20 protein-coding genes are annotated in these 18,134 nt (G+C 40.3%); 12 read left to right on the forward strand and 8 right to left on the reverse strand.

What is annotated here, in order from left to right:
* Nucleotides 1-58: 58 nt before the first annotated feature.
* Nucleotides 59-373, reverse strand: coding sequence for a hypothetical protein (locus V7654_RS11735; RefSeq protein ID WP_335430517.1), 315 nt, complete (start codon nt 371-373; stop codon nt 59-61).
* Between the two features lie 188 nt (nt 374-561).
* Here V7654_RS11735 and V7654_RS11740 point away from each other — a divergent pair, with 188 nt between their 5' ends.
* The 3 genes from V7654_RS11740 to V7654_RS11750 all read left to right on the forward strand — a co-directional run bounded on the left by V7654_RS11740 (nt 562) and on the right by V7654_RS11750 (nt 3,018).
* Nucleotides 562-1,527, forward strand: coding sequence for an alpha/beta hydrolase (locus tag V7654_RS11740; protein WP_335430518.1), 966 nt, complete (start codon nt 562-564; stop codon nt 1,525-1,527).
* Between the two features lie 12 nt (nt 1,528-1,539).
* Nucleotides 1,540-2,412: an MBL fold metallo-hydrolase gene (locus V7654_RS11745; protein WP_335430519.1), complete on the forward strand. Its 873-nt coding sequence runs from the start codon at nt 1,540-1,542 to the stop codon at nt 2,410-2,412.
* 153 nt (nt 2,413-2,565) lie between these two features.
* On the forward strand, nt 2,566-3,018 hold the full coding sequence (locus tag V7654_RS11750) for a CoxG family protein (RefSeq protein ID WP_335430520.1): 453 nt from the start codon (nt 2,566-2,568) through the stop codon (nt 3,016-3,018).
* A gap of 50 nt (nt 3,019-3,068) precedes the next feature.
* Here V7654_RS11750 and V7654_RS11755 read toward each other — a convergent pair whose 3' ends face one another.
* A complete protein-coding gene (locus V7654_RS11755) occupies nt 3,069-3,371 on the reverse strand; it encodes a hypothetical protein (protein WP_335430521.1) in 303 nt (100 codons plus the stop codon).
* Nucleotides 3,372-3,520: 149 nt separating this feature from the next.
* On the opposite strand from V7654_RS11755, the gene V7654_RS11760 reads away from it, so the two are divergent.
* Complete coding sequence (locus V7654_RS11760) at nt 3,521-4,234, forward strand: DUF2161 domain-containing phosphodiesterase (RefSeq protein ID WP_335430522.1); 714 nt, start codon at nt 3,521-3,523, stop codon at nt 4,232-4,234.
* A gap of 162 nt (nt 4,235-4,396) precedes the next feature.
* Nucleotides 4,397-4,753, forward strand: a complete 357-nt coding sequence (locus V7654_RS11765) for a hypothetical protein (RefSeq protein ID WP_335430523.1) — start codon at nt 4,397-4,399, stop codon at nt 4,751-4,753.
* 91 nt (nt 4,754-4,844) lie between these two features.
* Here the strand turns inward: V7654_RS11765 and ggt are convergent, their stop codons facing one another.
* A complete protein-coding gene (gene ggt, locus V7654_RS11770; protein WP_335430524.1) occupies nt 4,845-6,614 on the reverse strand; it encodes a gamma-glutamyltransferase in 1,770 nt (589 codons plus the stop codon).
* 257 nt (nt 6,615-6,871) lie between these two features.
* Nucleotides 6,872-7,741, reverse strand: coding sequence for a TetR/AcrR family transcriptional regulator (locus V7654_RS11775; protein ID WP_335430525.1), 870 nt, complete (start codon nt 7,739-7,741; stop codon nt 6,872-6,874).
* 183 nt (nt 7,742-7,924) lie between these two features.
* On the opposite strand from V7654_RS11775, the gene V7654_RS11780 reads away from it, so the two are divergent.
* Together V7654_RS11780 and V7654_RS11785 are read left to right on the forward strand one after the other, a co-directional pair.
* On the forward strand, nt 7,925-9,469 hold the full coding sequence (locus tag V7654_RS11780; RefSeq protein ID WP_335430526.1) for a DHA2 family efflux MFS transporter permease subunit: 1,545 nt from the start codon (nt 7,925-7,927) through the stop codon (nt 9,467-9,469).
* Nucleotides 9,470-9,655: 186 nt separating this feature from the next.
* The gene (locus tag V7654_RS11785; RefSeq protein WP_335430527.1) at nt 9,656-9,805 is read left to right on the forward strand and encodes a hypothetical protein; all 150 of its coding nucleotides are present in this window, start codon (nt 9,656-9,658) and stop codon (nt 9,803-9,805) included.
* 95 nt (nt 9,806-9,900) lie between these two features.
* On the opposite strand, the gene V7654_RS11790 is transcribed toward V7654_RS11785, so the two are convergent.
* On the reverse strand, nt 9,901-10,737 hold the full coding sequence (locus V7654_RS11790) for a GDSL-type esterase/lipase family protein (protein ID WP_335430528.1): 837 nt from the start codon (nt 10,735-10,737) through the stop codon (nt 9,901-9,903).
* Nucleotides 10,738-10,925: 188 nt separating this feature from the next.
* Here V7654_RS11790 and V7654_RS11795 point away from each other — a divergent pair, with 188 nt between their 5' ends.
* Nucleotides 10,926-12,293 (forward strand): MATE family efflux transporter, encoded by a 1,368-nt coding sequence (locus V7654_RS11795; protein WP_335430529.1) that lies wholly within the window; start codon nt 10,926-10,928, stop codon nt 12,291-12,293.
* Between the two features lie 196 nt (nt 12,294-12,489).
* Complete coding sequence (locus V7654_RS11800) at nt 12,490-13,020, forward strand: DUF1572 family protein (RefSeq protein ID WP_335430530.1); 531 nt, start codon at nt 12,490-12,492, stop codon at nt 13,018-13,020.
* Between the two features lie 97 nt (nt 13,021-13,117).
* Here the strand turns inward: V7654_RS11800 and V7654_RS11805 are convergent, their stop codons facing one another.
* The gene (locus V7654_RS11805) at nt 13,118-13,546 is read right to left on the reverse strand and encodes a DUF4395 domain-containing protein (protein ID WP_335430531.1); all 429 of its coding nucleotides are present in this window, start codon (nt 13,544-13,546) and stop codon (nt 13,118-13,120) included.
* A gap of 199 nt (nt 13,547-13,745) precedes the next feature.
* Between V7654_RS11805 and V7654_RS11810 the strand changes: the two genes are divergently transcribed.
* On the forward strand, nt 13,746-14,768 hold the full coding sequence (locus tag V7654_RS11810) for a VanW family protein (protein WP_335430532.1): 1,023 nt from the start codon (nt 13,746-13,748) through the stop codon (nt 14,766-14,768).
* 121 nt (nt 14,769-14,889) lie between these two features.
* Nucleotides 14,890-15,036 (forward strand): hypothetical protein, encoded by a 147-nt coding sequence (locus V7654_RS11815; RefSeq protein ID WP_335430533.1) that lies wholly within the window; start codon nt 14,890-14,892, stop codon nt 15,034-15,036.
* 40 nt (nt 15,037-15,076) lie between these two features.
* Here V7654_RS11815 and V7654_RS11820 read toward each other — a convergent pair whose 3' ends face one another.
* Both V7654_RS11820 and V7654_RS11825 read right to left on the reverse strand, forming a co-directional pair.
* Nucleotides 15,077-15,295 (reverse strand): hypothetical protein, encoded by a 219-nt coding sequence (locus V7654_RS11820; RefSeq protein WP_335430534.1) that lies wholly within the window; start codon nt 15,293-15,295, stop codon nt 15,077-15,079.
* 246 nt (nt 15,296-15,541) lie between these two features.
* Nucleotides 15,542-16,264 carry a YqcI/YcgG family protein gene (locus V7654_RS11825; RefSeq protein WP_335430535.1) on the reverse strand — a complete coding sequence of 241 codons (723 nt, stop codon included), beginning with the start codon at nt 16,262-16,264 and terminating at the stop codon, nt 15,542-15,544.
* 216 nt (nt 16,265-16,480) lie between these two features.
* Here V7654_RS11825 and V7654_RS11830 point away from each other — a divergent pair, with 216 nt between their 5' ends.
* Nucleotides 16,481-18,070 carry a PhoX family protein gene (locus tag V7654_RS11830; RefSeq protein ID WP_335430536.1) on the forward strand — a complete coding sequence of 530 codons (1,590 nt, stop codon included), beginning with the start codon at nt 16,481-16,483 and terminating at the stop codon, nt 18,068-18,070.
* The last annotated feature ends 64 nt before the right edge of the window (nt 18,071-18,134 follow it).

The raw sequence follows: 18,134 nt of genomic DNA on the forward strand, positions 1-18,134 counted from the left end.
GGGTTCCGAGAACAACTCAAAAAGGGTGTCCCAAGATACTTTTGGGACACCCTCTTCTTTATCTTATCCGATTATTAATGATACGCTCTGGCAATGGGCGTTCAAGGTCAATACTGTTATTGGCTAATTCATCTGGGTTTTCAGTTTCAACTGAATCATCAGTATAATCTTCCATAACGGGTTCTTGCCTATCGAGTGAGTCAGGGCCAAAATCATTTGTCACAGTTTTATTATTCTGTGGCTTTTCGACGTTATACCCAGATATTGAACTAGTTAGTGTGTACTCTTTTTCTGCTTTAATCCTTTGCACCTCTTCAATGGCTTCTTGTTCATTTTTGAATGACTTCAGGATGTGCTTTTTCTCTATTTCCATTTCCTATCAGCCTCCAAAGTTTTCATTTTACTATTTATATACCCATGAATAATACATCTCTAACAAATGAATAAATTCTTTGAATAAGATAATTGAATGTATTTTCAACTCATGGTCTATTTCGACTTCATTTCTGGTAAAATATTTTTACAATACTTAGAAAACTAGATAAAAAAGGGGATTGGGATTTGAAGAAGCGTATTATTTGGACTTCCGGTGGTGTCGTGCTTTTGATTATCGTTAGCTTGCTTGCGGCAGGTAATTATTTTTACGATGTAGCCATCAATCGAAGCCATGAATCGGTCGATCTTCATGGCGGCGGAGAAAGTGTCGCAGCTGCTGGTTTGCTTAGTGAGTATGAGCAACAGACTAAGCTTGAAGAGGTCACGAAATGGACAGATCAGCAGTCTTTTGACATTGTCGAGATTGAGTCTGAAGATGGCTTGAAGTTAAAAGCGCGATTTTTAAAAAATGCACATTCCAACGGAAAAGCTGTCATTTTGGCACATGGATATAAAGGGAACAGTGAGCAAATGCCCGGAATCACAAAATATTACTATGAGCTAGGCTATGACATTCTGAAGCCTGATGCAAGAGGGCATGGACTGAGTGAGGGAGAGTATATTGGCTATGGTTGGCATGACCGAAAAGATTATATACAGTGGGTTCTTTTTTTGGTAGATAAAAAGAAAGAAGATGCTATTTTTCTTCATGGGTTTTCGATGGGAGCGGCAACTGTACTGATGACGAGCGGTGAAAAGCTACCTGCCGAAGTGAAAGGAATTATTGCGGACAGCGGCTATACATCTGTTCTTGAAGAACTATCTCACCAATTAAAATTTCTTTATCATTTGCCAGCCTTCCCAGTTATGCAGGTAACGAGTGCGATTACAAATTTAAGAGCTGGCTACACCTTTGAAGAGGCATCTGCACTCGAGAGTGTTAAGAAAAACAAGCTTCCTTTATTTATTATTCATGGTGATAAGGATGAGCTTGTCCCAACTGAAATGGCTCAGCGTATTTTTGATATGGCCGTAAGCAAGAAGGACTTATGGATTGTTCCTGGTGCCGGTCATACAGAGGCATATACGATTGCGGAAGAAGAGTATCAGGAGCGACTTAAAGCGTTTTTAACCGATGCTCTTGAACAGTAGGAGGAATTTCACATGCAGAACATTGATAAAATCGGCAAAAGATTTTGGTATATGACGCCGGATTCAGAAACAGACCGTCCCATTCTTGGCATGGTAGTTGGCGATGAGAAATCATTAATGATTGATGCGGGCAATTCGGAGGCTCATGCACAGTTATTCCTGGAAATGCTCGCCGAAAAACAGGTTAACAACCCTCAGCTGGTCGTCCTGACTCATTGGCACTGGGATCACATTTTTGGACTCTCTGCTTTGAAAGAAGTGCTATCAATATCTTCAGCTCACACAAAAGATGAGATGAAAAAGCTAATTCAGTTGTCATGGTCTGATGAGGCATTGGACCAAAGAGTTTCCGAGGGCACCGAGATTGAGTTTTGTTCTTCGGCGATTAAGAAGGAATATGTCACTCACCGGGATATAAAAATCACTCTTCCTGATTTGACGTTTGAAGACAAACTGGAAATTGATTTAGGAGGTGTAACTTGCATTGTGAAGCATGTCGGCGGAGATCATGCTTATGATTCAGTTGTTGTCTATATAAAAGAAGAAAAAATCCTCTTCCTCGGTGACAGCATTTACCCTGACATTTTTTCTAAAAAAAGGAATTACACAATCGAACACACACTCACTTTGCTTGAAGAACTGGAGAACTTTGATGCGGATACATATATCCTTTCACATTGGAGACCTATATCAAAAGATGAATTCCAAAATGAAGTCACGCTTCTAAGAAAAAGTGCTGAGTTATGTACTGCCTTTAATGGGGAGTTGAAAAATATAACTGAAGCGTATAAATCTGAAACGGGTCATGATCTGACCGAGGAGGAACTTGAAACAATTGAATATTTTGTAAATGGATACGACATGTCAAATGATCTCAGCAATTGAAATGTCAGCCGCACAAAACAAATCCACCCCCAACTATGGCTGTTTTCGATCCTTTTAAAAGGGGTAAACGCTAAACAAACATCAGCTGGACAAAGTATAATTCATCCGTCCAAACATATATCTCTAAAAGACCATCAAAAAGGAGAGATTATGATGCCGGTTGGAACGCACGAAATTACGATGGATATCCCGATTGAAGAGGTATGGGATTTCGTAAAGGATATGGACAATTGGGCTCCTTTATTGCCTGGCTACATAAGCCATGAAAAACTGAGTGATCAGGAATCAAATTGGACATTCAAGGAAACTGTGGGAATCCTTAAGAAGAAAATCAGTTTGCACGTCACGATAAAGGAATGGATTGAGCCGACGGGGGTGACATTCGATTTGAAGGGGATTAATGAGAACCTGACTGGGAATGGATACTTTAAGGCGGAGGCATTGGATAAAAGCAGAACAAAAATGACAGGCTATTTGGAAATGGTCGCTGAAGGGGCATTGGCGCCAGTGATGAATGCTGTGATGAAAACTTCACTTCCAAAAAGCGGTGAAGAGCTGACTACTGCGATTGCAGAAAAATTGATGGAACAGAGAGCACTTCGATAGTATTCTAAAAAGTAAACAAAGGAAAATGGAGCATGCGCTTAGCATGCTCCTCATTTTTTTTCCACTTTAACAAGCCCATCTTTTCTTTCGTCTTTTACAAAGTAAATGACTACAGTATCCTCAAGTTCAAGTTTTTGTCCGGATGGGAGATAGTCCTTTTTAAAGTAAATGGTTTTACCATTTTCGTCCTTCCCGTAATAACCTGAATCATCTATGTCAGTAATCATATATTCCTGGGTGGAATATTCATTTGTTACTGTGTTAGCCGCTTCAGTGGCTTCATTCATCTCCAATTTAAGAAAGATTAATAGTCCCAGAAACAATGTTAATAAAAATAAGATAAATACCTTCATATCCAATCCTCCACTACTTAATACACAAATCAGTATATGCACTGTGACTTTAAAAATGAGCCTATTTAAAAACAGTGATGGTTCTAAATTTGTTATAATAATAGGAATAGCTTCTGTAAATAGCACGATTGAAAAGAAAGGTTTTTAATATGCCAGAGAAAAAGAAATTATATGAAGTCGACCTATATGAGCCAATACAGAAACATTTCCTAAAGCAAGGGTACCGTGTTAATGGCGAGGTGCATGATTGTGACTTGACTGCTGTGAAGGGCGAGGAATTAATCATCATCGAATTGAAGCTTAACTTGAATATTGATTTATTGCTGCAGGGAACAAGAAGGCAGCGACTGACGGATCTTGTTTATATAGCCATTCCTATGCCAAAGCGGATTTCGAGGCGACGTTGGAATGACGTGCTACAACTAATTAAAAGATTGGAACTTGGTTTGATTACAGTGTCATTTTCCGGAAACAGGCGAAAGGTTGAGTTTGTTGTCCATCCAGAGCCGTTCGAACGAGGACCTGTGAAAAACAAGCGGAAAAAGTCTGCGCTCCTGGCAGAAATAGAGGGAAGAAGTGCTGATTACAATATAGGGGGCAGCAGCAAAAAGAAAATCATGACAGCGTACAAAGAAAATTGCATACAGATTGCCTGCTATCTCGAAAAGTTGGGACCTATGGCTCCCAAGGCACTGGCAGCTCTTGGGACTGGTAACAAAACACAATCTATCTTAAATAAAAACTATTATAAGTGGTTTGATAGGGTGCAAAGGGGAGTCTATGCCATAAGTGAGCAGGGAAGAATGGAGATTCGAGAAAACCCAGAGCTAGTGAATTACCATTTGGATAAGCTGGAATTTTAGTGATTACTAAAATATTCCCAAAAATTTTAAACTTATGGTCAGATGGAACGTAAGAAACAATATCAGATCTGAATCATGAAAAAGATTCAAAAGGGGAAATGAAATGAGAAAGTTTGTTTTCATAAGTGTTTTATTATTTTGCTTACTGGGTGCTCAAACAGCATGACTGCAAAAGAAGCGATTGAAAAGAACTATGAACATTATAATAATAAAAATTTTGCAGCCTACTTCGATATGCAGAGTGAAAGACTTCAGGAAGAAATGATTAAAACCTCAAAAATGAGCAGGGAAGATCTAATCCTGGGCTGGAAAAAAAGCTGGATTCCTGCTGAGGTTATAAAGATTGAGTCAGAAAGCGGCGGGACTGATGAGGGTACAATCGTCACAGCAACCGTCCATTATCCCTCAACTCTACTTAGCCCAGAAACGACCACTCAAACAACTTACGAACTGATAAAAGAAAATGGAGAGTGGAAAGTCGATGAGGTCGTAAAAACAGAACAACTTGCCAAGCATTAAGAAGGTAAACTTCACAGGTGATTCCCTAATTCAAATTTGCATGAAAAATAAAAACCAGGCCCAGGAGAAAACTCATGGGCCTGGTTTTTCATTATTTCCGCTTTCCTCTTAAATCGACGCCAATTGCTGCACCATTACGGCTGGAATCAGCGACACCCTTGAAGATGCCATTCTTATGATCAATTTGGATACTCTGAACATTGCCGATTGTCGTTGGCAGAGGTCCGAATTTATGTCCCATACTATTCAGTGAACTTATGATCTCAGGGCTAATTCCTTCTTCATAACGATAAGAATTTAGATTGTTCGTGTATATTCTTGGTTCTTCTACTGCTGCCTTTAGTTCCATGTCATATTCAATCGCATGAAGGATCGTTTGCAAGACTGAGGTAATGATTGTAGGTCCTCCCGGTGAACCTACTGTCAGTACAGGCCTATCATTTTGATAAACAATCGTCGGCGTCATACTGCTTAACGGACGTTTGTTCGGCTGAACTTCATTCGCGCCGCCTGGAATTGCATCAAAGTCTGTCAGCTCGTTATTGAGCATGATTCCATAACCAGGCACCATGATTCCTGTTCCGAACAGCTGTTCAATCGTTGTTGTATACGAAACGACATTGCCCCATCTGTCCGTTACGCTAAAATGAGTCGTTTCTCCGTACTTTTTATCATTCGGCTGGGCAGTTGGGGTATAATTAGCTGTTTCTGTTTCGTATTTCCACGGATCACCGGCTTTCACATTTTGATTAGCTGCTTCCATGTTGATCAACTGCTGACGTTCCTTAATGTATTCAGGATGAAGCAGGCCATTAACTGGCACCTTTACGAATTCAGGATCACCCGCATAGGCTGCTCTGTCTGCATACGCGAGATGCATTGTTTCTGCGAGCAAGTGATATTTTTCAAGAGAATGAACATCATATTGAGAAAGGTTGAAACCGTCCAGAATCTTGAGCATTTGTAAAAGGAAAACCCCGCCTGAGCTAGGAGGAGGCATACTGGCAATCTTGTAGCCTTGGTAATCTCCCCAAACAGGTTCGTCAATTGTGACATCATATTTCTCCAGGTCTGATGGGGTAATCGACCCGCCAAAATCTTGAACCACATTGGCTAATGCCTGTCCAATTTCACCTTTATAGAAAGCATCTGGTCCGTTGGAGCGAATCAACTTAAAGGTTTTCGCAAGATCCTTCTGGACAAGTTTGTCTCCTTCCTTAAGCGGCTTGCCGCCTGGGAGGAATACCTCCTTCGCAGCAGTACGCGATAACATTTCCTGATTGTCCGCGATTGCTGCTGCGAGTACAGAATCAATTGGGAAGCCTTTATCTGCAAGTTTTACAGCTGGGCCGATCAACTGCTGCAACGGTCGGGTGCCCCATGTTTTTAGAGCAGTTTCCAGGCCTTTTAATGTACCAGGAACTCCAACAGCCGTACCGCCAGTTGAGCGGGTTGCAAATGGGATTGGATTACCAGTCTCATCAAGGAACATATCTGGTGCTGCACCTTGAGGAGCCCGTTCCCGGCTGTTTACAATCGTTGTTTTCTTGGTTTTTCCGTCGTATACCATCATGAATCCGCCGCCGCCTATTCCTGACATCATCGGTTCAACGACGTTTAGGGCGAATTGGATGGCAACTGAAGCATCGATCGCGTTACCCCCTTTTCTAAGCACCTCAGCGCCAATTTCTGAAGCGAGTGGGTGAGCGGTCGCGACCATCCCATCCTTGCCAAGGTCGACCTGGCTATACTGATCATAATCGAATTTCGGTTTTTTCGCCTGCCCTGCCATCGGCAATGTTCCAACGAGCAGGAGTACAGACAATAGCGTAATCAACCCTGAGCGTAACAATTTTTTCATCCTTTACCTCCTTATACAATCTGAATTCACTTTAATGGTAGAAAAAAGGAATAGGAAAAGGCAAACGAAAGGGTTGAATATTTAGAATTTTGAATCTTTTATACTTGACAAAATTTTACATAAGGGAAGAAAGTTGCAGGAATTATTTGGTGGATAACTAACGAGGCAAAAATCTCTTAATATTGATGTTGTTTAAATGGAAGTGAATTTGGATTCTGAAAGAAAGAAAAAAACCCCTTATTAAAAGGGGGATAAATTTAATCCTTTTCTAGAAATTTATTTTCAACAAGCTCCTTTAATTCAGAAAGCTCGTTTTCACCGACATAATCTAGAGAGGATAGGACACTGTCAATCAGGAACTTCCTCGGTGCTTTTGATTTCAAAAGTTCGTCCTTGATAAAATCGAGCTTTTCGATATAATCTTTTTGTTTACAATCAAGCTTTTTGAGTTTGGAGATTACACAATAAAGGTTTTTTCTTAATTCAAGGTCTTCCATGCGGGAAGTAGGAAGCCATTTTTCCAAAATTTCCGGCGGAATCAGCTGCTCGCGGGCTTCTCCAGCTTCTTCAACCATTTTCATGATCCGATTTACGCTATAACGAACCACTGGTAAAAGATTTACACTTGGTCCGTGAGCCATCACATAGTACCTGATATTTTGCTGCAACATTCCCTTGAGCATGATTGTCGCATCAAGTAAAAATGGATGTAAGCTTTCATCAAATAGATCTTTGAACCTTTCATACCCCCATCTGAGGGTTTTCATCTGCCCAATTTCAAGAAATTTCTTCAATTCCTTATCGTTTGAAAAAAATACTTCTTCATAAAGGGGGATTAAGTTGTGTTCTCTGTTTGTCCTCATTTGTATTTCAATTTGTCTAATCAGGATTTCTGGATCAGAAGGATCCTTTCCTGCTATTAATTCATGGCGTTCTTTTTCTATTTTTTGGAACGTGTTTTTAAAAATGGCAATTAATAACTCATTTTTTGAGGAAAAATAATTATAAAAGGTACCTTTCGATATTCCGCTGTATTCGAGGATTTCCTGTAATGAAGTGGCTTGGAAACCTTTTTCAATAAATAAATCATGTGCTTTATCTATGACATGCTGTTTTCTGTCGTTCATTTTTTCACCTAACTTTCCATTAGACCGCCTGTATAAAAAATATACTACATTAAATTTATTAATTATACAAATCCCTTAACAAAGGGGATTTTTAACGGTTGCAAAAAATGAACCGATGGTATATGCTAGATTCTATGCAAAAGGAGAAATTATAAAGATCAAAACTTCATAGGGGGAAATTTAATGCAGCAAACACAACAATTTAAGGCTCCTGATCGTCCGCCATACGGAATTCTTGCGGTATTGATTATCGGTGCTTTTATCGCTTTCTTGAACAATACATTGCTGAATATTGCTTTGCCATCCATTATGGCAGACTTGGAAATAGAACCATCTACAGTGCAATGGCTTACGACAGGTTTCATGTTAGTCAGCGGGATCATGATTCCACTCAGCGCATATTTAATTCAAAAGTATTCTGTCCGGCGCTTGTTTTTAACTGCTATGGGACTCTTTACCGCAGGTACAATTCTTGCAGGTGTAGCGCACATCTTTCCGGTATTATTGGCAGGCCGTATGATTCAGGCTTCAGGTACGGCGATCATGATGCCTTTATTAATGAACGTCATGCTAGTTAGCTTTCCGATTGAAAAAAGGGGTGCGGCAATGGGTGTATTTGGACTTGTTCTTATGTTCGCACCTGCGATTGGCCCGACACTTTCTGGCTGGATTATTGAGCACTATGATTGGCGCATGCTATTCCATGTTATCACACCAATCGCGGCTACAGTGCTTATCTTGGGCTTTTTCATGTTAAAGGATAAGAAGGATAAAGTTATCTTGCAATTAGATCTTTTTTCACTCATCCTTTCAAGCATTGGTTTCGGAGGATTACTTTATGGCTTCAGCTCAGCAGGATCAAAGGGCTGGGATAGTCCATATGTCTATGGAACACTGATTGCAGGTGTTGTAGCGTTAATCTGGTTTATTTTACGTCAATTAAATCAAGATAATCCAATGCTTAATTTCCGGATTTATAAATATCCGATGTTCGCTTTGTCATCTGCTATTTCTATGGTAGTAACGATGGCAATGTTCTCAGGTATGCTGTTATTGCCGATTTATGTTCAGACGGTACGCGGCATTTCACCATTGGATGCAGGGCTTATGCTGCTTCCTGGTGCCATTGCAATGGCGATTATGTCACCGATCACTGGTCGATTATTTGACAAGTTCGGCGGAAAAGTTTTAGCGATTATCGGATTATCCATTACCGTCATTACAAGCTATTATTTCAGCAAGCTATCGCTGGAAACGACCTACACACAGCTAATCATTCTTTATACTTTAAGGATGTTCGGAATGTCTATGGTCAACATGCCAGTATCCACTAACGGCTTGAACCAGCTGCCTGCACGTTACTATCCACACGGTACAGCAATGAACAACACAATGCAGCAGGTAGCCGGCGCAATCGGTACTGCTTTATTGGTTACAGTTATGTCTAACCGTGCAGAAGTTCATGGCAAAGAGTTAGCTGAGGAAGCAATGAAACATGCATCTGCAGCAGGCGCACAGCCAACAGCAGCGGCAATAGCTGAAATGAAACATCAAATCGCCATGAAAGCCATGATGGAAGGAATCAATGATGCGTTCTTTGTAACAGTATTTATTTCATTGGTAGCATTGATTTTGGCATTCTTTATCAAACGGGCTAAACAGGCAGAGGATACAATTGGCAGAGAACCTGCTAGCCAAAAATCAACTGCTGAATTAGCGAAAAATTAATTCTCAAACCCCTGGATTCCAGGGGTTTTTTCTTGCCCTTCTATTCGAATATGTAATTATATCCACAATTAATATGTGTTAAGAAAATGGGAAACCTACCTCTAAATAAATAAAGCCTTTTATCGCTGCTGACTTCTAACAGCCAGTATAGCGTTCCTAATCTTATGGAAGAAGGGAGGATTCTAAGTGGATAAAAAGAAAGCATCTACTACTAAGGATGCCGAAGCAAAATTATTTGGATTAGATAAAGAACTCAGTCTGCAATCAGTCAATTTTGCAACAACAGAAAATCCACTGTTAAATGAACATTTTCGTGAAGAAAACAAAGAGGAATGATTATACGATTAATTTTGTGTATTTTCTCTTGAAAAGTAAATTAAATGCTTGAATACGATTCATAAAGTAAAAATAAGCCGGACAGGATGCCCAGCTTATTTTTTACTGTTAGCCACAACGGCTTCTTCTTTATATTGAGTTTTAAATTGTTCTAGCATTTGATTCGAGATCGCACTGTATCCTGAAATGCTAGGATGTACGCCATCACTGTAGAGATTTTGAAGATTGTCGCTGTTGATCACTTTGGTAGTCTGTACGACAACAGAAGCTGGCGTGTTTTTTGCCACATCGTAAATCATTAAATTCCATTTCGGCAGGAGCTTGTCTGCCAGGGAATAGAATTGGTGGTCAGCAGGCATAGGGTTATATAGTTCAAGAAAAACAATTGTAGCGTGAGGATTAAGCTCGCTGATTTTAGCAGAGATTCCTGATAAATTTTCGCTAAAGCTTGTTTGCAAACTATCAAATGATTTTAGAGCACTATATAAATCTGCCTTTTTTACAGCTCTAAGCACATCGTTTCCACCTACATTAACAGTGATGATATCTGCCTCTTTTATTTCTTCATCAAAATTGCCTTCCTGTATCAGCTCGTTTAGCTTCTGACTAGTGATTCCAATAATTCCTCTGTTGTTTGTAACGACCTGTTTACCAGTTTGTTCTTGCAGCTTATCCGAAAACTGAGTAACCAGATTTTCTTTTTCGGCAACTCGATATCCGTGTATAATAGAATCTCCAAGAGCAAGATGAGTAATCGTCTTGTCATTGGATGCACGGTAATAATCTAAATAGGTTAGCTTATTGGTATTCGTAACTTTCGCTGTGCTTTCTTCCATCATTTTGTTGAGCATGTATTGGGGATAATAAATCCAGGCAGAAACCGACAAGACCATTAGAAGGGATAAAAGCAGAAGATACTTTATGATTCTCATGATGTTCACTCCTCGATATATTTCTATTTTATCAAGGATAGAGGAAGAAATAATTAGGGGGGTATTTCCAATTTGAAATATTTTGTTTATTCATGACGAATTATGACATGAATTTATTGAAATTATTGGATGTTTTCTCATGATAATTTGTTATAATTATAGAATTATTATATTCAAGGAGTACAACTATGTACCAGACTTATTCCACTAAGGAAAAAATAAAACAAATTTTTGTTATGCTGATCCCAATTTTAATTACACAGCTCGGCATGTTTTCGATGGTATTCTTCAATACAATCATGTCAGGTAAATATAATTCATCAGACCTCGCTGGTGTCGCAATCGGGTCGTCGATCTGGAATCCAATTTTCACGGGATTGAGTGGAATCCTGCTTGCAGTCTCACCGATTGCCGCTCAGCGTTTCGGTGAGAAAAAGGGGAAGGAAGTAGCATCAATTCTTTCTCACGGAATATACCTCGCCTTAATGATTGCTTCACTTGTCATCATTACGGGGATTTTCCTGCTTAATCCGATATTGTCTGCGATGAACCTTCCGGAAAGTGTGAATGAAACAGCTCATGATTATTTAGTAGGCCTGAGTTTCGGAATCATTCCACTGTTCATTTTTAACGTGCTGCGTTCGTTCATCTATGCACTAGGAAAGACCAGAGTGGTCATGTATATCCTGCTGATGGCGCTGCCAGTCAATTTCTTTTTAAATTATGTTCTGATTTTCGGCCGTTGGGGCTTCCCGCAACTCGGTGGTGCAGGCGCAGGATATGCGACATCCTTCACTTATTTTCTCATCGCTTGCCTGACCGCAATGCTGATCATCACACAGCGCCCGTTCAGGGAATTTGTGGGACTTCAGTATTTCAAAGAATTTTCAGGTGAAAAGTTTAAAGAAATCCTGAAAATCGGTGTCCCGATGGGGCTATCCATTTTCTTTGAAACAAGCATGTTTGCGGTAGTAACTATTCTAATCAGTAAATTTAATATAACAACGATTGCCGCCTATCAATCTGCCTTGAACATTGTTGCGTTCCTCTACATGATTCCGATGAGCATTTCGATGGCGCAGACCGTTTTGGTAGGCTTTGAAGTCGGAGCAGGGCGTTTTAAAGACGCTAAGGTGTACAGCTGGCTTGGCATCTATTTATCCATTATTATTGCTGTGGTCGCTGGCCTGCTTGTTGTATTTTTCCGCTATGAAGTCGCCGGGTTCTATTCAAATGAACCGGCCGTCATTACCTTGACAGGACAGTTCCTGATTTATGCATTATTTTTCATGATTTCTGACGCTATCCAGGCAACCGCGCTAGCGGCATTAAGAGGTTATAAAGACGTGAATTTCTCATTCGTCATCACGCTGATTGCATACTGGCTCATCTGTCTGCCAGTCGGATATATCCTGGCCCATTACACATCTCTTGGAGCCCCAGGTTACTGGATCGGACTGACAGCAGGATTGCTGGCAGCCGGGGTATTCCTGTCTATGAGATTGATTTATATTCAAAAGCGCCGATTTACAGTTAAATTGGCGGAAGTTGTTTAAAAACAGCGAGGTTTCTCGCTGTTTTTTTTATTTGAGTTTGGTTTTATTCTAGATTTTTTTTGTAATACAGCAGCATTCTCTAAAGTTGCAGTTTTAATAGTCGTAGCTTTTCTTATTCTTTAAAAATAGGACCCCAAGAAAAAGCAGGAATGCCAGCAAATAACGTGGAATATACGTTAATGGGGGTGCATATCGCATGGCAAATCAAAGATATTTAAAGCTGGCAGCCGAAAATTTTCAAAGTATCAAGAAGCAGGCAGATAGAGCAATGGAACAATTGGACATTGAGGAGCTTCACTGTGCACCAAATGCGGAATCGAACAGCATTGCAGTTCTTGTCAAGCATATGAGCGGTAACTTGAAATCGAGGTTTAGTGACTTTTTAACTTCAGATGGTGAGAAGCCAGATCGAAATCGGGACGGGGAATTCAACGGGACGTACGCATCCAAAACTCTGTTGTTAGACGCATGGAATTCAGGCTGGGAGGTTTTATTTAATACGCTTGCAGGGCTGAAGGAAGAAGATTTGACCAAAACTGTGTTTATCCGCAGCGAAGCCCACTCTGTCATGGAGGCGATTCAGCGGCAAATTGTCCATCAATCCAGCCATTCTGGGCAAATCGTCTATATTGCTAAAATGATTAAAGATGAAGAATGGACTACATTAAGCATTCCGAGGGGAAAGTCGGAAACATTTAATCAGCAGATGAATAAGCAGTTTAAATAGGACTGAAACTTCCCGAGCTTCAAACAGTTAGTAGAAGGAAGCAGTTAATTAAAGAGCCCCAGGGTGAATTATATCTCACCTTGGGGCTTTTTATAAATCAATGCATTAATGTTTTCCTGGCGCGAAACTTCTTCCACTGGAATCGTATGAAACAGCCGACACAGAATCCAAGAATTGCAATAAATGCTGCTAGTGCAACCATAATCGTAAAGAAATGGCCAAGCCCAATGAGACCAATTGAATAGGAGATCAGGCCTCCCGCTAAACAAATGACTGCAATAAGTTGATTGAACTGCTGCTGCTCCCAATCTTCAGGGATGTATTCAGATGGAGCCTTTTTCAAGAAGGTTTTTGCAATCCGCATAACTGGATTAAATCCAAACACTAAACCTAAAATTCCCGCTCCAAGCGGCAAAGCCAATATCCATTCGAAACCTGTTATCCAGGTAGAAACCACACTTAAAACAATAAACCACTGATTTGTTCTGACAAGAGGCTGGGGAACCGAGCGCAATGTTGTTTGCATTTTAATTCCAACCTTTCTTATATGTTTTATTGGATAATATGTATTTTATCTTATTTTCATTCCCGTGTGAAGAAAAAGGATCATTTTTTCTCTAAAATGGACTTTTAGCTGAATTTGGAAAAGGCTCCCTGAATACTATATAAACTGAATGACCGGATTCAGTGTCCGGTACAAATATAGAGAGAACGTTGGGGGAAATATGGGAAAAAGCAGAAAAGTACTAATCGTTTTGCTGGCTGCAGGTATTGTGGGATTAGCTGGATGTTCAGGGAATAGTTCAAGAGAAGATGAACTCGAGAAAAAGGTTGCCGAGCTTGAAAAGAAGATTGAAAAGGAAAAAGAAAAAACAGAGGATGAAAAAAAACCTGAGGAAAAAGTAGTTGAAGAGCCAGAACCTGTTGTCATCAATGTTATTGATCCAACTACAAAAGCCGTGATTAAAACCTTTCATCCAGCTGACCTAGGCTATGGAACAGACAACACAAAATTCAAGGATGAAATTGAGAAATTGGCAAGAGAATTAGCAAGAGGTACAGGAACCAAGGCAGGTTATGATCAACGAATGACTTTGGATAAAATCGGAACAGATGGCCAGGTGATCAAAGGAACTCCTCAAACGATCCTTAAAGAAGCCGAACTTGTTGAAAAAGTTATCACTGCCTCTGAAAAAGGCGGTGATATCGAATTGCCGCTCTATGTAACAGCGAGTGGGTACAAGATGGAGGATGTCACCCATTTAGGAGAAGTGGTTGTAGGGAGTTATACAACTTACTTCAATCCGGGTGTTCCAGGAAGAACGAAGAATATCGAACTGTCTGCTGAAGCAATTAATAATATCATTCTCGGATCAGGAGATGTCTTTTCCTTTAACACAACGGTGGGTCCTAGCGATGCTGCTCATGGATACCAGCCTGCAGAAGAAATTGTCAATAAGAAATTGGTTATGGGTATAGGCGGAGGCATCTGTCAGACATCTTCCACACTTTTCAATGCTGTTGACCTGCTGGGAGTTGGGTATGTGGAAAAGCATCATCATTCTTTAACAGTTGGGTATGTTCCGAAGGGGAGAGATGCCACTGTTTCATACGGCGGCAAAGATTTCAAGTTTCAGAATACGACTGGGGTACCTCTTTTACTGAAAGCTGTGATAGGGAATGGAACGCTGACGGTTGAAGTAAGGACATCCAAGCAATATGAATCCATGGTGAAAAAGGGAATTTGATAAATAGATAAAAGGCTTAAAAAGAATCCGCCGAAAGATGTAGATAGAATCATTCCAACGGTGAATGTATGCAATAAAGAATTCCCTTATTCTAAATATAAGAATAAGGGAGGCGATCAGAATGGAATTGAATCCTCTGATTTTAGAAAGCATGTGGAAAATCAAGAAAGAGCAAATGAAGAGGGAAGCTGACTTTAAGGAAACTTATAATCTTTATCCTGAATTCGCACAAATCAGAAGTAATTTTAACAAGATGTTCAGAAGGTAAAATAAATCAAAATCCCCTGCCTTAACTGGCAGGGGATTTTTCACGAAGTGCGTCTATTCTCATTAACATTAACCAGAAGCCCGCGTTTAATCCAATATTGAAAGTTATCTTTTGGGAATACGCTTCTGTTTTCGGCATTGTTCATTTTGATGACGACGCTGCTATCTGAAACCTCCAGTACTTTAAGCCTGTCGGAGTTATACATATTTGGCAGAAACCCGCTTTTTATTTCAAACTCCATGTTATTATAGTACTCCATGCACAATTCCTCCTTATTCTTCAGGTAAAATTAGGTTTGCCATCCAGCTTACTTTTATCCAAAAAATGGCTGAAAATATATTTCTATAGCACGGAAAGGTTGATTTTCCTCAATGGATGTTTTTATTAGTATTTATTCCATACTCTATTGCGGTTTTATATCTGACTTTATATCCTGTCATCCTTGAAATAATGAAATATCTTAAAAAATCAAAGCATCCTCATACAAAAGGCCTCTATATATTTACTACTTCAGTTTTTTTAGGTATTTATGAAATGGACACTCCGACAATGATGTTTTTTCATCATGAAGGAAGTATTGCTTCCATTCAAAATTGTCGTCATTTCCGTAACTGTTTAAATCAGGATGAATTGGGCTGGAATCGTAGTGTTCCAGTCTTTTTCTTATGTTTGCTTTTATTTTCGCTGCAGCAGCTGGTGAAGAATTGAATTCAGTCAGCACCCATCTTGGTGTGATAGCAAGCATGAAGCAGGGGAAATGCCTGCTTTTTCTTTTTTCATGAGCGGGTGTTGCGCAGTACATAAAATATTGCTCACCATGAAAACAAAATTCCCAGGCAGAATCTTCTGGATCAACTGGAATATGGGCTGGCCAATCTGCGACATCCATTTTTCCCAGACCATTCAGCTGTTCCCAAAACAATTGCTCGTAATCTTCAACTTTATAACTCTCAAACAAATTAACGGGTGTTTCGAAAAAAATGACCAGAGAGGTGAATTTCCCAAGGGATCTTGAAACCTTTGTATACTCATGCAGCAGGTTAGCAAGTTCTTGGATGGTGGACTGCTTTGTTGGATCTCCTGTAAAGCCAAAACAGAATTGATTTAATGAATGTCCAATCGTAGCTGGTATACAGGGGAATGGTCTATTTTTATTCTGGATTTTTTTAGAAAAAACCTGCAAAATCTTTCTTTCTCCACTGTCCATGCTGTCTATATTTTTATGCAAAATTCGAATGTTTCTCACCTCCATACACTTTTACAGTATTCCGTGGGTGGGTGGGTAGGTGAATGTCCATTAGGCAATATAGGCTTTCTATTTGGATCGAACGAAAGGCATACTCCCTGTACTACTTTCTTCGTTATGAAAATTCTCCTTTATACTGGCATATATATTAAGTGGCATTTTATTTACATGACATTATCGAAAGAGGTGGTATAAAAATTGACAAATTGGTATGATCCTTACTACCAACATTATCAACAATACCAGCAGTATTACCCCTATGTGCCGCAGCCGCAAGCTCAGCCAGAAGGGTTCAGGCAGCCATACGGAACATCCTTTGCCCAATTCCGTCCAATTCGGCCTTCAACCCAAGATAATCTGATCCTTCCAAGGGGCTTCAAGTACGACATTGTCGCCACATGGGGCGAGGATATGGGAAATGGGGAAAAATTCGGCTTCAATAATGACTTTAATTGCTATTTCGGTAAAAACCCGAATGAGGGCTTATTATGGGTCAATCACGAGTACATTGGCAACTTGGGCATTTTTGTAACAGGGTACAAAGAAGAGGAAGGCGCTCCTCCTCGGACTGCTGAACAAATCGCCATTGAAAAATACAATGTTGGCGGATCTGTCATCCATATTAGAAAAGACCAGGGCGGGAACTGGCGCATTGTGAAAGGATCCCCTTATAACAGACGGATTACAGCAAATACACCTATCAATTTAACAGGACCGGTAAAAGGGCATGCAGCAGTAGGGGGAGCATCTCAAGTAACGGGAACATTTGGCAACTGTTCTGGCGGAAAAACACTCTGGAATACTGCGATGTCAGGTGAGGAGAATTATGAAGGTATCGTTAAGGATTGGTCAGAAAATCCGGAAGTGCCTGGCTTGAATGTCACTCATTATGGCTGGATCGTAGAGATCGACCCTGCAGATCCCCATTCAACACCGAAAAAACATACAGCACTTGGCCGCTTTTCCCATGAAAATGCGGCAATGACTCTTGGGAAAACAGGCAAGGTTGTCGTCTATAGTGGTGATGATGCAAATGACCAATGTGTTTACAAGTTTGTAAGTGATAGTGTGTATAAGCCTGAATTAGGAAAGCAGAATAGTTCTCTATTAGAAAAAGGAACATTATATGTTGCAGATATGGGTGCAACAAAGTGGGTTCCGCTTGATTTAGAAAAGACTCCTAAGTTGAAAGAGAAATTCAAATCACAGGCTGAAGTACTCGTAAATACCCGAGATGCGGCTAAGCTGGCTGGCGGTACACCATTGGACAGACCAGAGGATTTAGAGGTCCACCCAAGGGATGGATCTGTATTTATTGCGTTAACTAACAATACGAAGCATGGGAATTACTATGGTCAAATTTGGCGTTTGATTGAGGACGGAAATGATGCTGAAAGTACTGGATTTTCCTATGAGGTATTTGCAGTTGGCGGCCCGCAGAGCGGCTTTGCTTCTCCTGATAACCTTATGTTCGACCAGGTTGGGAACCTTTGGGTTACAACAGACATTTCCTCTGACAAACTTAGCCAGGGAGTATATAAATCCTTTGGTAACAATGGTTTATTCATGATTCCGACTGAGGGTCCTAACAAAGGGAAAGCTATGCAATTTGCCTCTGCTCCTGTACAGGCGGAATTGACTGGCCCTTGGCTTGCGCCAGATGGTGAAACACTATTCCTTTCAGTTCAGCATCCAGGGGAAGAAACAGAGGATGTGAATAATCCAACAAGCCGCTGGCCATATGGTGACATACCTCGTCCGTCGGTCGTAGCAATTTCCAGACAATGATAAAAAGGCAAGAGGGAGCACCTCTTGCCACTATTTAATGAATAAGAAAGTATAAAATTCACTT

Source organism: Bacillus sp. JJ1609, assembly GCF_036967045.1.
GTDB lineage: Bacteria > Bacillota > Bacilli > Bacillales > Cytobacillaceae > Mesobacillus.